Origin of the sequence: Streptomyces sp. NPDC059788 (assembly GCF_042732265.1) — a bacterium.
In the GTDB taxonomy this organism is placed as follows: Bacteria; Actinomycetota; Actinomycetes; order Streptomycetales; family Streptomycetaceae; genus Streptomyces.
The window spans coordinates 1-14,267 of sequence record NZ_JBHWHY010000059.1 but is presented as its reverse complement, the minus strand read 5'-3'; the positions used below and the strand labels follow the sequence as shown (position 1 = coordinate 14,267).

Sequence of the window (14,267 nt, the reverse complement as noted above, 5' to 3'; positions counted from 1 at the left end):
ATCCGGTTATGACCGACGGGGTGATCTGGCGGCGCATGGGGCGCGTTCCCCATGCGCCGCCGTCGTCTGCGCAGGTAGGCGCACTGGACAGCAGGACAACAAAACGAGCGAGGCTCGGGGGTAAGGAATCACGATGGCCACGAACAGGCAAAAGGCGACACGACCGAAGGCGAGCAGCTGGGATAAGATCTCGGCGCGGACGCCCGGCGAGACGCTGGCGAACCGAGACGTCTACGACAACCAGCAACTGGACCGCAGCGAACTCCGGTCCCGGAGGTCGACGACCCCGGGCATCATCGCCGCGGTGGTCATCGGCGTACTGGTGGCAATCGTCGCCTGGCTCCTCTACTCGGTCATCGCCACGGGGGTGCTCTCGGTGAGCGCGTCCGTGGGCCAGAGCACGCCCGGCAACGGCAGCGGCGAGCCGAGCGCGTACTACGTCCAGGACACCACGACAGGCAAGGGCGGCTCGGTCGTGAAGTGCTACCGCCCCCTGGCCAAGGACGGCAACCCGGACGTGAAGGCGAAGTGTTACCCCAACGCTGATGCTGTTCCGGTCCCCAGCTGGTACACCGCGGCGAAGGACGGCAAGCCCAACGCCGAGAGGCCGTCTGAGCCCAAGAACAGCGCGACGACAGTCCGCGAGCAGCTGGCCGACGTCTCGGGGGTCAAGCTCTTCATCACGCTCGGCTCGGGGCTGATGGTCGCCCTCATCATCGGCACGTGGTTCTCGCGGAAGGTCGCCGCGGCGAATTTGATGAACACCACGAGCGACATCAACCAGTACCACAACGACCAGCACATCGCCCTGCCGGAAGAGGTCCAGCAGAACTATGACTGGTTCCCTGACGCCGGTGCTCACTCAAGCGTGCAGGTCAGCTCGATGCTCAGCCACATGATGCTCAAGAGGAAGGGCCTGGGCACCGTGGAGGTCGCCCAGCGCGCCACGAAAGACGTCATCGATGCGGAGGGAAACTTTGTCTATTACGTCGGTGAGGTCATGGATGATGACGAGGGCAATCCGCTGACGCAGACCCTGCCGATTATCGACGAAGACTTCGGCGACGAGCTGTTCGAGGCATCCGGGCTTCCCGATGACAAGACCCTGTGGCAGAAGTACGACACGACGCTGATTCCGTACAACCCGGACGGCAAGAACCGGGACAAGCTCGGCTTCGGGTCGGACAAGTACAAGACCGTCGCTGCCCTGATCAAGGAGGACTGGACGTTCCCGGCGTACGAGGTCCAGCGCCCCGCCGGGGCGTATGTGGTCGATACCGCGCCGGTGAACACGATGGTGCTGGCCATTACCCGTGCAGGTAAGGGCCAGACGTACATCGAGCCGATCATCGACATGTGGTCGCGGGAGAAGAAGCCCTCGAACGTGGTCATCAACGATCCCAAGGGCGAGTTGTTGGTGAAGAACTACGTTCCTCTGGTCACCCGCGGGTTCGAGCCGGTGCAGTTCAATCTGATCAACTCCATGAAGACCGACATCTACAATCCCCTGGGGCTGGCGGCCGACGCGGCGCGCGAGGGCAACTTCACCAAGTGCGCCCTGTACGTGGAGAACATCGCCGGAATCTTCTTTCCGCTCGACGGCGGTGAGGACCCGGTCTGGCCCAATGCCGCCAACAACGCCTTCAAGCGCGCGGCCTACGGACTCATTGATTTCTACCTGGAGGAGGAGCGGGAGCTGCGCAGCGCCGCAGCCGCGCTGAACATGGATCCGGCGCTGCTGGAGCAGAAGCTCGATGACCTCTGGGGCAAGGTCACGCTCTACAACTGCTACCAGCTCTTTGTGCAGATGAGCTCGAAGAAGATCAAGAACCCTGAGGCCGAGCTGGAGAAGCGGGTCAAGGCCGGCGAGTTCGAGAACAACGAGGACGCCCTGGTCGAGGAGCAGGAGAAGGCGGCGGTCCAGGCTTTCATGTGGGAGGGCAAGGCCGATCAGGACATGCTCAGCCTGTACTTCAACGCGAGCGAGGAGCTGCCCCGCAACAACATGCGCACGTTGGTGGGCAACGCCCACAACGCGCTGCGCTCGATGGCCGGGGCGGAGAAGATGCTGGCTTCGGTGTACGGCATCGCGATCACCGCCATGTCGTTCTTCACCGACCCCACGATCTCGACGCTGACCTCGGGCAAGCCTTCGCAGAACACCGACCTGGCCGGCCTGAGCTTCCCGCGTCGCCTCGGTGTGCGCTTCTCGCCGAACTACGTCAAGCGCGACCACCTCGTCGGTCAGCAGGCCGTATGGGCAGCCTACGCGGACCCGATGTTCACGAAGAGCCTCGGCGAGGACTTCGAGCACGAGGAGATCGTCGGCCGCGAAGGCTGGGCCCGGTACAACTTCGAGGGCAAGTTCCCTGGCGACGAAGCCTGGCTCAAGCTGGAGCTGGTCAACCCGCAGACGAAGATGCTGGTGCGCACCTTCTACTTCAGCTTCACGAAGAACTACCAGGTCTCGCTCAACGGCCGGCACTACGTGGTTGAGCCGGTGACGGGCAAGAAGATCGTGAAGAACGGCGTGATGCGTGAGTTGAAGCCAGTGCGTGAGGGCGGCACTCGGGACGGGAAGATCCTGTCCTTCCAGGCCGGGGACACGCTCTACCCGGACACGCGACTCGACTTCTCCGGCGGCGGCAACCCGGAGAAGGTCTCGTATCAGGCACGGGCGATCACGCAGACAGTGTCGCGCTACTCAGAGTCCTTAAAGGCGCTGTTCCTGGTGACTCCGCCTCACCTGATGAAGTACGCGAAGCTGATCATGATCCTGGTCAAGCAGCTGTTCGACGTGAGCGCCGACCAGGCGTACATGACGAAGTCGAACCAGAAGCCTCTCTACCGTACGCGGTACATGCTCGACGAGCTCGGCAACCTGCAGTCGGAGGGCAAGGGCATCGACGGCTTCGAGACAATGCTCTCCATCGGCCTGGGCCAGGAGCAGCAGTTCACGCTCATCCTGCAGACCCTGCAGCAGCTGCGCGACGTCTACGGCGAGAGCGTCGACAAAATCGTGCAGGGCAACACCTCGAACATCGTCTTCTTGAAGTCCACGGACGATTCGATGATCGAGACTCTGGAGAAGATGAGCGGCCTGACGCACCGGTCGTACAGGGACAGCAAGCAGATCAGTCAGGATCTCGACAAGGTCATCGGCGGCAAGACCGAGGGCCGGGTCTCCTACACGATGAACACCAAGGAGGAGCCGCTGATCAGCTACAACGACATGGCATTCCTCTCGCCGCGCAATTCGATCGTCTTCCGGGCCGGGGATGCGCCGATCTGGAACCGCAACCAGACGGTCCTGCCCATGTCGTTCCGGCTGCTGGGGAACACGATCAAGCATCCGGGGCATACGTACTCGCTGCAGACGATCCCGACGCTGTCCAGTGCCATGGACTTCGACGTGCGGATGAATCAGCCGGACTTCGTGAAGATGCTGGAGAAGCGCATGCGGCAGGCGGTCAAGGCCGCGGACGCGAAGGCGCAGTACAAGGAGATCTACGGCTACCAGGAGGTCGACATCGAGCGCCTGGACCCGGATGTCTACGCCGACGAGGTCATGGCGGTCATCACGACGATGACCACGGTCGACGAGGGCCAGGACCCCAACACTCCGGTGGTTGTCGACCCCGACGCGTACGAGGGGATGAGCATGTTCGACGAGGACCAGTTCATCGAAAACGTCGAGGTCGGGGTTGCAGTCGCCGAGAGTCGGGCGGCCAGCGTCGAGCGGCAGCGTCTGCTCTACGCCGAGGGGACGATCAGCAAGGAGATGCTGGTCAATCCCGACGGCTCGGCGAAGGTCAAAAGCCTGGACATCGAGATCGGTGAGGCCTACAAGTCGGCGCAGACTGAGTTGGAACAGGATCGCGAGCACTTCTCAGTCGGCGGCGACGGCGAGCTGCGCAGCGCCGATGGGTCTCAGACGTACATCAGCCAGATCCGCTCGGACGCGTACACCAATGCGGCCCGCCGGATCAACGGCCACGTGAATGACAAGAAAGCGCGGGTGTTCGCCGAGGAGGACGTCACCGCGGAGGACCTGAAGTCGCTGGCGACGGTGACGGTCCACTCGGCCTTCTACCAGTACCTGGCCTCGCTGCCGAGCTGGGAGGTGCTGGCCGGCGGCTGGTTCGACCGGGCCATGGCCATCGAGATGAACTCGAAGTAGCCGAAGGCCGCTTGGGGTCCAGGCAAGGACCACGGTCAGCGCCGAAGCCGTCTCTCGACTCAGAGAGACAGCTTCGGCACTGACCTTTCTGAATGGCCTTTCGCTTCCTTTCGATAAGCGGGGTAAGGTCTATAAATGCTTATGTAACCCCGAGTCTCATAGGTGGCCGATTGACTATGCAGAAGGCACACGGGCTGCGCAGGTACTTCTACGAGTACGTCTACTACAAGGCAGTCGAGCAGGCCCGGGAGCAGACCGGACAGGTCATTCCGATCTCCCAGGCCAAGGCGATCCGCGCCCGGATCGACGAGATCCTCGGCCAGCGGGGCACCGCGCTGGCCGACTCACGGTTGGGCGTCACCGACTGCCTCACCGCCATCGACCAGGCATTCGGTGAGCGGGTGTCCGGCTACGAGCCGCAGTTCGGTGATCATTCCCCGCAGAACGAGCGCTACCAGCAGTCGCAGCGGGAGTTCACCCGTGCCACCGGCGTCGGTGCCCAGGTCGCCCCGAAGTCGGCCCGGCTGCCGATCAGCCCCTATGACCCCGACTGGTCCGAACGCGCGACTGTGAAGCGCGCCGGGACTGCGCTGGTGTACCTGCCGGACGAGACGATCGGACGCGTGGCCGGCGGTGCGGTGGAGACCCTGGCCGACCCGCGGCGCGGAAACATGGTGCTCTGGCGCATCGACGACGAGGGCAAGCCTTTCGAGGCCGGCCGAGCGATGACGAACGACGACGCCGCCGGGCTCACTGCTCTGATGGACAAGATGAGCCAACAGGAGTACGACCAGGTCCGCGAGTGGGTCATCGACGGCGGCCGGGATCCGCAGACGGGGCGCGTGGACCGCAACCGCTTCATGTCCCGGCGCGCCGCGGCGCGCTCGGCGGCACTGCTCGAAGAACTGAAGGCCCAGGGCGTGTCCTACCACGTGATGCGCGATCGCGAGCCCGGCCAGATCAAGGCCAAGATCGCCGGGACAGGCATGGAGGTCCGCCTCACCGACGCGCGCCAGGAGGAGTACGCCGGAGTCCGGATCTACGACAACGGCACCGTGCTGCGCTACTCCACGAACTACCGGGTCCCCGGCGGCGTGGCGGTCCACTCCCCCTCGCCGGCCGAGGCTGTGCAGCTGCTGCGCTTCGCCCAGGGCCACCGCGTCGAGCGCACCGACCTCCCGGGGCACGCCGTCGGCGAGACCGGCACAACGCACCACGAGCGCGGCCGTGGCCGCACTGTCGTGGACGTGCCCGACAGCTACCACGTCGACCGCGAGTCGATGTTCGTGGTCGGCGACTACGTGGCCCCCGGCGAGGCGGGACCCCGGCCCGGGGCGAAGGTGATGCTGCGCCGGGACGCGAAGAACCGGTCCCTGCCGACCTTCTTCGTCGACGCCGAGCCGGCCGAGGCGTACGCGAAGGCCGCAGTCGAGAGCGCGCGGGAGAACCTGCAGGCAGCCCTCGGCGTCGAGGACCTGATCGCCAGCGCCGCGGCCGAGCTGGAGCGAACCGGCGGCCAGGTGGACGCGATCGAGCCGCCGGAGTACTCGCCCGACGCCGAGGTCGCCGCGATCCAGCGCTCGTACTGGGATGTGCTCACCGGTGCGCACAGCAATCTGCTGCGCCCGGGCGCGACCGAGGAGATGTACCGGGAGCGCCTGGAGGAGATCGGCGAACTGCAGGCCTACGAGGTGCCCGAGCTGGGCAATCTCGTCTACGGCGGCACCGCCGTCGAGAAGGTCCGGCAGCACGCCGAGGATGTCCCCTTCGAGCTCATCGGAACCTGGGAGGCGGAGCCCCACGACGTCGACGGCGAGTGGGTCGACCAGCGCTTCGCCCCGGACCGGGTCGCCCGGTACATGACCAGCCCCACTGGGCAGTGGTCGAATCTCGACAACCTGGCCTCGGCGCTGCGCCGTTGCGGCGTCCCCCCCGAGGAGATGATGGGCTCGACCTTCCAGACGACCCGGTTCAAGGACCGGCTCGTCCGCTTCAGCCCCGACCGCTGCGTGCCGATCGCCGAACACGGGTCCGCGTTCATGCGGCGCATCGGGGACACCGTGCGCGAAAGCATCGAGCGCAATGCGGCGACGGTCTCCGAGATCCTCGTCGACGAGCGGGGCGTTATCCGATGGAGCGGCGAGAAGCTGCGCCGCGACGGCACGGGGACGCCGGTCTCCGGTGAGATCGGCCAGGTTTTCGACGTCGGCGAGCATGGTGAGATCACCACTGCCTTCGCCAGCGGGCAGAACGCGCTCATCGTGCCGGGCTACGAGGCCACGATCGCGGCCCAGATGCCGGGCGAGGCTCCGGCGTCCGTCGAGGAGCGTACGCGTCTGCGCGGCTACGAGCAGCTCATGCACGAGCGCATCCAGTACCAGATCGCAGGTGACCTCACCGCCGGGCGCAGCGAGACCGGCGAGCCCTCATCGCTCAACGCGGTCTACTCGCAGCTGTACGGCACGAAGCACCCGGTCGACTTCATCGAGCGCGCCACCGCGAACCAGCTCGACGAGTCCACCGGAGAGATCACCGAGCACCTGGACGAGTGGACGGCCGCGATCTTGCAGACCGAGGCGCGCCGGGTGCGCTACTCCAACGAGATCAAGGCAGGCTCGACGATCTACGCCGAGTACCGGGCCCAGCGTGACCGCACCGACCCGGCCGACGACAACCGCTTCGACGCCTGGCGGCTCACCGGCGGGCGCAACATGACGGTGCTGACGGGCACCGGCAAGGACGGCGTCCAGGCCCCCGGAGGCTACTTCGACCCGGTGATGACCGGAGGCGCGACCAACCAGGGCATCGTGCGCTACCTGACCGCCCAGGCGCAGGTCGACGCCGACGGCCGGATCGTGCCGGGCGATGCGAGCGTGGCCGGGCAGCGTGCGCCGCTCATGACCCTCCCGGAACTCCGGTCGCTCCAATACGACCCGTTCGACCGCCAGCAGATGACGGCCTCGACGATCATGCAGTCGGCGGAGGTGACCAAGCCCGTGGGCACCGCGCTGATGACCTTCGGCGGGTGGACGGCGGACGACCCGATCGTGGTCAGCACCGAGTTCGCCCGGGAGCACCAGATCCGCGGCGCCGGCGGCCAGCTGCGTGACCTCGTGGTCGGCGACAAGATCTCCGACCTGCACGGCAACAAGGGCGTCATCTCGCTGATCATCGATCGTGCGATGCCGTGGGACGAGGCTGAGCGGCAGGGGCTGAACCAGGAGGTGTCCTGGTTCAGGGCGAACCCGGAGATGGACGTGGTGATGAGCCCGTTCTCGCTGATCTCCCGGCGCAACGCCGGTTCGGCACGTGAGCTCATGAGCAGCTCGGTCTCCGATCTGCGCGAGCGCGTCGAGGCCGAAGACCCCGACGGGCGCACCGTGACTGATCTGGCTACGGTGACGCCGGGTGGCATCGGTCAGATGCGCTTCGTCGTCACACACATGGCCGTCGACGAGAAGACCAAGATCTACGACGACGAGCAGGTGCGCGCCGGCAAGGGCCGCAAGGCCTCCTCACAGCTGGCCTGGGCGCTGCAGTCGCAGGACTGCCCTGCGATCATGCGCGAATTCTACGGCCACAACAGCGGGGCCGAGTCGAACCTGCGGGAGTACCTGCTGGTCACCGGTCTGGACATGGAGGCCGATGGCACGCTACGCGTGGTCGGCAAGGCTGAGGACGTCGACGAGCGCCCCGAGCGCCGGTTCATCCCGATGCCCGCGCTCCTGCGCACCCAGCCGCGCAAGCAGGGTCAGCCCCCGGGGCTGAATACCACGGCGATGCGCAAGTCCTTCGGCGACCTCATCGGCAACCGCGGCGGCGACATGGAGATCCCGTTCCCGCTCACGTACCCGACCGGCGAGCAGACCGAGACAGTAAGCGCCGCCTCCTGGAAGCTGCCGGTGATGTCCTCGCATCTGCGCAGCGGCCAGGAGTTCGAGGACGGGTCCTCCGTCACGCACGACTACACCCGCAGCTACCAGGACGTCTTCGTGGAGGCCTGCCGCTACCGCTACATGGCCGAGCAGCTGGGCGGCCAGGGCCTGTCCGCCGAGAAGCGCGCCCAGGTGCGTCGCGGCATGAGCGAATCCGTCTCGCGCGCCCAGCGCGCCTTCGAGGTGATCACGACCGACGTGCAGAACCGGGTGCTCACGGGCAAGAACAACATCTTCAAGACCGGGCTGATGGCCTCACGGCTGACCGACTCGGCAACGATGGTGTGGACCGCGGACCCGAGGCTGGACGTGGACCAGGTCGCGCTCAGCTCCGTCAAGGCCGGGCAGTTGGGGCTGGCCGAAGGCGACCACGCGCTGGTGTGGCGCGACCCGGTGCTCCGTGACGCCGGCGTGCGCTACATGCGGGTCGCAATCGACGACCGGCTCACCGGTGCCGCGATCAACCCCGTGATGGACCAGTGCTTCGACGGCGACTTCGACGGCGACGCCGTCGCCGTGGTCAAGCTGCACAGCGAGGCCGCCAAGCAGGAGGCCCTGGCGAAGCTCTCGGTGCCGGCCAACCTGCTGGACACCGGCGTGGTCAAGGGCGACGGCTCGCATCCACTGGCCATGCAGGTCTCGCTGGACACCCAGGTCGCCCTCTCCAAGGACGCGGCTCTGGCCGACGAGCTGGAGAGCTCGCGGCGCGAGGCGAACCGGCTCCGGATGCAGGCGCGCACCGGTACAGAGTCGCCAGCGGACATCTGGCTCGGCCAGCAGGTCGTGGCGGAGGAACTGAGCGCGCTCTACCGCCAGGCGCAGCGCGGCGAGTTCGGCGCTGCACTGACGTTCTCGGACCGCGAGGCGCACCTGCAGAGCGTGCGCGAAGTCTGCGTCGAGACCGGGGCGAAGGGCAGCGAGAAGAAGCTGGCCGACTACGCCCGGAACCTGGGCGATGCGCAGGGCACGCCCGGCATCACGCAGGCCGACCAGGAGGCCTCGATGTTCGCCACGGCAATCAAGGCCCACGGCACCGGACTGGGCGGCTCGTTCAGCCAGCGTGCTGTGCGAGCGCTGCGCGGCGAAGACCTCAAGGCGGTCCTGGAAGTCACCTACCCGGTGACGCAGAGCATTCTGCAGGCCAAGCACGACGCGGCTGAGGCCCGGCACAAGTACGAGATGCTCCAGGGCCCCGGCCGCGAGCTCTGGAGGGGCCGCAGCATCGAGCACGTCGGCCCGGGCCAGTGGCGCACGGCCTTCGTCGACGGTGAGCCCCTCCAGGCCACGGCTGAGGAGTGGGAGCAGCAGTTCACGGAGTTTTACGAGGCCAAGGACGGGTTCAACGTCACGGTCAACCCGGACTACGTGGCCCGCGTGGCCAGCGCCCTGGAGGACCCGAAGACCGGGCTCATCCGCAACCTGGAGGACGACCCGTCGCTGGCTGGCACCGTGATGGATCGCATGGCTTACGGCGGTGACTTCGATGCGCTCGTGCAGGCGGCCAAGAACCGCGAGAGCGTCTACGACGGCGAGAAGAACGAGCAGTTCGCGTCCTCGGGCACCCAAAAGGCCCGGGCGGAGACGTCCCGGCAACTCGATCAGCTTGGGTCCACGGAAGCGCGCAGCCCGGACAGCGCCGCGATCGCCGTCGACGACTCGGTGGTCAAGCACGATGTGATCTCCCAGGACGCGGGGGCCTCCCGGATCCGCGGCTCGCACCGCCGCTCGGCGCACGCCGTGGGCGTCGGCGCATCGCGCCCGCTCTACACACCGAGCATCGAGATCGAGCAGCAGGGCAACGACGACGGCTACGGGGTGGGGTACTGAGATGGCGCAGCACAAGAAACTGGGAACGGAATTCGCGGGTCGCCGGCGCGCGACCAAGGAGCTCCCGGTGGACGACGACCGGCAGCAGGCCGACGAGCCTCAGGGCGGCGCTCACGCCCACTGGGACTCGCGCTCAGACGAGCCGATCGACACCGAGGTGATCGAGGAGCCGGGACCGGAGGACGACGGCTCGCGCGCCTGGCGCGAGCGGCTCCGGGACAGGACCCGAGGATACTTCGGCCAGAAGACCCGGGAGCGGATGGCCGACCGGGATGCGGAGCACTGGATCGACCTCGATCGTGCCGCAGAGGAGGGCGAAGTCCTGGACCAGCGCGAGCAGCTGCTCAAGCTCCGGGCGGAGACGCGGCTGGCTGGTGAGAAGTACATGGCCTCCCTGCGGGACTCAAAGCTGCTGGTACCCGGCTTCAATGACGACGAGCGGACGCAGGAGCTCAGCGTCATGCACCACGTCTACATGCAGATGATGATGCAGTCGTGCCTCAAGCCGCTCTCACGCGGGGTCAACGCCAACTCGGTCGTCCAGGCCGTCGGCATGGTGATGGCGATGCGGATGCTCGCCCCGGACTTCAAGAGGGAGATGGACAGCTACCTCCAGCCCCTCAAGGACAAGATCCAGGAGCGCATCGACAGCCGGACCCGCGGCATGGTCGCCGCCGCCGAGAGCGGCATCTCGCACCGGCAGCGGATCTTCAAGGATGTGCCGAGCGGCGCCCGGCACGAGCGCCTCATCGGCAGCACCGATCCGCGTGATCACCTGACGAAAAAGTGGCAAAAGCGCTTCGACGCCATGCAGCACCGCGAACGCGGCCACCGGGAAATGTACACCCCGGACTCGGCGGCCATGACCGAGGTCGCGCTCATGGAGAACGCCTTCTGGAAGATGCGGGAGCCGGGTGCGGACGCCGGCCTGATCCGCGACAGCTACATGGCGATGCGCAAGCGCCTGCACGAGCAGATGGGCGAGGACGGCCTGGAGCGCCAGGAGGTCGTCCAGCGCGCCAGGATGATCATCGGAGAGCGAATGGAGTACGAGCCCGAGCTGCGCACGATGTTCAACGGTGTGGCCCATGGCCGGATCGTCAAGGCTCCCGCACACGAGGAGCGGATCGCTGGCTCGGACCGGGTCCGCACGGTCTGGAGCGGAGAGTTCGACGACCAGCTGGGCCAGCGCCTGCCCGAGGACGGGATGTTCACGCTGCGCCGGCCCATGGACGCGAACGCCCATCAGGTCCAGCTCGGCGAGACGATGAAGACCTCGATGCTCAACGCGCTCGGCCGCGGCGACCAGGGAGGCTACGCAGGCAACATGCTCGGCTACCTGGTCGGCTTCGCGGCACAGAAGCAGGGGCTGGACACCAGTGGGCTGCCCGGCATGCTCCAGCACCGCCTGGACCAGTCCGAGGTGATGATCGCGAGCATGGACATCGACGGCCTCGCCTCCGAGGAACAGCAGCGGGTCTACTCCAACGCCTTTGTCGACGCGATGGAAGCGGTGAACGAGACGTACCCGGATCTCGGGGCCGAGCTGAAGCGGAGCCTCGGGGAGAACTGGCAGCAGACGCTGCAGACCGCGGTCGACGACCCGGGGGCCTTCTTCGAGGAACAGCGGCTCAGGCCGCGGGCGCGCCCCGCGGGCCCGTCACGCGAGCAGGAGGCCGGCCCGCAGGGCGATGGCCCGGGCGCCGAGGCCGGCTCCGAGAACTACCAGCCCGCCTGAGGGCGATCCGAGAGTGCGAACGGGGAACAGGAGGAAGGTCAGTGAGCCAGGAACAGAACGAGGGACAGCAGGTCAGGTACGGATCGCGCTTCGCGCGGATGTTCGGCTATGTCACGCCCGAGGACCGGAGCCGATGGGAGCAGCAGCGGGCCCAGAACAAGCCGAACATCGGTGCGATCAAGCAGGGCGCGAAGTCGTTGCTGGGCTCGATGGTGGAGTTCGGGGACCGCAACATCGGCGCGAAGCTCGACGCGGCCCACCGCGTGGCGGCGCAGCAGCGGTTCGAGGAGTCCCACAACAAGATCGTGAACCAGTATCGGGATCCGAACACGCGGTCGATCATCGAGTCGGTCGGCTACGAACCCAAGGACGACCGGGAAGAGATCGAGCCGGACCTGGAGCCCTAGTCGAATGGGCCACAACAAGCGCATCGAGTGGCAATAGATAAGCCATGTTCTGCCTTTTTGACTCGCGGCTGCCTTCGATAGACTGGTTTCTAAGCAGAACCGCGGCATGACGGACGACAGGACAAGGTGTGGGTATGGAGACGACGACGAACCCGCGTGTGAGCAAACGCGCATTCATCTCCCGGGTCGCGACTCGCAGTGGGTTGCCGGTCCGGACGGTGAGCAAAGTGTACGAGTCGTTGCTCCGTGAACTCACAGGGGCGGTCATCTGCGGGGAGACGGTCGTGCTCACGAGCTTCGGCCGCTTCTACCGGCAGGACCACAAGGGTCACAAGGTGCGCTTCGGCAAGAGCGACGTCGACGACTACACGGTGCTGAAGTTCTCCGCGTCGAGCAGCTTCAACCGCCGACTCGCAGGCAACACGGACGAGTTAGAGCCGGAGACTTACGGGATGATCGAGGATGCCGACCAGTTCGAGAGCGCCATCGGAGATCGTGACCTGCGGGCCGCGTCGTAGGCGTGGAGGAGTCAGCAGAAAAAGAGAACCCCCGCGATGCACAGGCATCACGGGGGTTCTGTCGTGGCGGGACGACCTCAGTCGTCAGCGATGGCGAAGATCAGAACAAGCAAGGCCGAGCCCGCCGGTCAAGCTGAGGGCGACGGTGACGCGGGCGCTCATGAGCATGGTCTTGACCTCAAGGGTCTGCCTTACTTCTGGTCCTCGAAGGGCAGGCAGTACAAGCCTGATGTGCGGGGCGATGAGGCCCTCCAGCGCGCTCCAGGCCCGCCCCGCATCCTCGGCCACCCAGCCGATGAAGTCCTTGACGGCTCCGACGCAGGCCAGCGCGGAGGCGAGCACGCCGGTGCGGAAGACAACGTGGAAAATCGCATAGGCCAGGCCGAGGGTGATGGCCAGCCCGATACCGCATCGCACGAGGAGGGCACCGCGAGGGCTCACCCCCCGGCGGCGGTCCATGGTCACATCAGACTGGTATCGGCCTCAGGGGCAACAACCTGGGCTACCGACTCGTACTCGCACATCGTCACCAACTCAGCCCTATCGTACTGCCATTGCGTCCAGTCAGAGATAAGCCCTCAATGAAGGGTTCAATCGCCGACCACAGGTCACCCGAAGTCGAGGTCGGGCTCACTCTCGGATGGAGCATCGAAGCCGTTGGCCGAGCGCTGATGGGATCGCGAGGGACCTGTGGTCGGCTCACGCTGCGCGGCCAGCTCTGCGAGGGTGATGCCCACGGGCCGGCCTAAGCGCTGGCCGGCGACTCGGTATACCTTGCTGTCCTGCCGAGCGCCGATCGCGACGATCTCGCGGCGGGTAATCCCGTCGGGGCGGCTCGGCCGAATGTCCCGGGAGACGATCCGCAGCGGCGGCTTCTCGTAGGGGTCAGCCCCGACGTAGGTCGCGTCGCAATCGGAGAGATCGGCGAAGTGCGGGTTGTGGTCGAGAGGCTTCGTGGGATGGCGACGCCCGTTCAGTCGGTGCAGCATCACGATGGCCGCCTCCAGCAGTGCCTCCTCTTTCCCGTGCGGATCCTTGAGGGCTCGCTCGTTGAGCCGCTGAAGGTCGGTGCGGGCTCCGGGACTCAGACAGACCTTGATCCGGAGGCTATTCGTCATCGTCACGCACCCTGCGGATCATCGACTGTGCGGGCCCACCGAGCTCCTCACCGAGCTCTTCCAAGGTCATGCCCGGCTCGCCGGAGGCATCGGACTCCTGCACACGGCGGGAGAGCTCAGCCTGGAAGGCGGCCTCCTGACGGACGTGAGCAGCGTGGTCGTACTTCATGAGGCGCACGAGGGCAGCAAAAGGGATGATCGCGGCCTCGGGCTTGTTGTCGTCGCCGAAGATCAGCGGCGTGATCTCACCACGGCGATAGCGCTTCAGCATCTTGCCGAGGTCCTCACGCCTGAGCTGGTCGGCCGGGACGACGTTGACGGGGAACTTCGGGAGCTCGGCGCCGGGAGTGCTGTTGTCGTGAACGTTGTCATTGTGAGTCATAGGCTCACCCTAATCAGTCGGGAATGATTGGTCATCGTCTCGCATACGAATAAGTCCGCCGAGCCGGCAAAGGACTCGAACGATGGATCGCCCTGCTTTTGAGGGGCCGGACGGGCAGAGAGAAAGAAAAGGCCCGTGTCCCAGTCCCGCATGATGCGGGAC

At 66.3% G+C, this 14,267-nt stretch carries 8 protein-coding genes; 5 read left to right on the top strand and 3 right to left on the bottom strand.

All coding sequences use genetic code 11. The features are described 5' to 3' along the window. The first annotated feature begins 133 nt into the window (after nt 1-133). From ACFV57_RS36525 to ACFV57_RS36505, 5 genes are all read left to right on the top strand, one after another. Entirely contained in the window at nt 134-4,180 is a 4,047-nt protein-coding gene (locus ACFV57_RS36525) for a type IV secretory system conjugative DNA transfer family protein (RefSeq protein WP_385241450.1), read from the top strand. Between the two features lie 176 nt (nt 4,181-4,356). Further along, the gene (locus tag ACFV57_RS36520) at nt 4,357-9,942 is read left to right on the top strand and encodes a hypothetical protein (RefSeq protein WP_385241447.1); all 5,586 of its coding nucleotides are present in this window, start codon (nt 4,357-4,359) and stop codon (nt 9,940-9,942) included. 67 nt (nt 9,943-10,009) lie between these two features. Continuing rightward, the gene (locus tag ACFV57_RS36515; protein WP_385241444.1) at nt 10,010-11,680 is read left to right on the top strand and encodes a hypothetical protein; all 1,671 of its coding nucleotides are present in this window, start codon (nt 10,010-10,012) and stop codon (nt 11,678-11,680) included. 41 nt (nt 11,681-11,721) lie between these two features. Beyond that, entirely contained in the window at nt 11,722-12,087 is a 366-nt protein-coding gene (locus tag ACFV57_RS36510; protein WP_385241441.1) for a hypothetical protein, read from the top strand. A 134-nt stretch (nt 12,088-12,221) separates the two neighbouring features. After that, nucleotides 12,222-12,605 (top strand): HU family DNA-binding protein, encoded by a 384-nt coding sequence (locus tag ACFV57_RS36505; RefSeq protein WP_385241438.1) that lies wholly within the window; start codon nt 12,222-12,224, stop codon nt 12,603-12,605. 84 nt (nt 12,606-12,689) lie between these two features. On the opposite strand, the gene ACFV57_RS36500 is transcribed toward ACFV57_RS36505, so the two are convergent. The 3 genes from ACFV57_RS36500 to ACFV57_RS36490 form a co-directional block, all read right to left on the bottom strand. Further along, nucleotides 12,690-13,070 (bottom strand): hypothetical protein, encoded by a 381-nt coding sequence (locus ACFV57_RS36500; RefSeq protein ID WP_385241435.1) that lies wholly within the window; start codon nt 13,068-13,070, stop codon nt 12,690-12,692. 143 nt (nt 13,071-13,213) lie between these two features. After that, nucleotides 13,214-13,723, bottom strand: a complete 510-nt coding sequence (locus tag ACFV57_RS36495) for a hypothetical protein (RefSeq protein WP_385241432.1) — start codon at nt 13,721-13,723, stop codon at nt 13,214-13,216. Continuing rightward, complete coding sequence (locus ACFV57_RS36490) at nt 13,713-14,105, bottom strand: hypothetical protein (protein WP_385241430.1); 393 nt, start codon at nt 14,103-14,105, stop codon at nt 13,713-13,715. The genes ACFV57_RS36495 and ACFV57_RS36490 overlap by 11 nt, the downstream gene beginning before the upstream one ends. Nucleotides 14,106-14,267: the final 162 nt, after the last annotated feature.

Excerpts from the sequence above, each read along its gene's own strand:
- ACFV57_RS36525 (WP_385241450.1), top strand. The coding sequence starts at position 134 with ATGGCCACGAACAGGCAAAAGGCGACACGACCGAAGGCGAGCAGCTGG.
- ACFV57_RS36495 (WP_385241432.1), bottom strand. The coding sequence starts at position 13,723 with ATGACGAATAGCCTCCGGATCAAGGTCTGTCTGAGTCCCGGAGCCCGC.
- ACFV57_RS36490 (WP_385241430.1), bottom strand. The coding sequence starts at position 14,105 with ATGACTCACAATGACAACGTTCACGACAACAGCACTCCCGGCGCCGAG.
- ACFV57_RS36520 (WP_385241447.1), top strand. The coding sequence starts at position 4,357 with ATGCAGAAGGCACACGGGCTGCGCAGGTACTTCTACGAGTACGTCTAC.
- ACFV57_RS36505 (WP_385241438.1), top strand. The coding sequence starts at position 12,222 with ATGGAGACGACGACGAACCCGCGTGTGAGCAAACGCGCATTCATCTCC.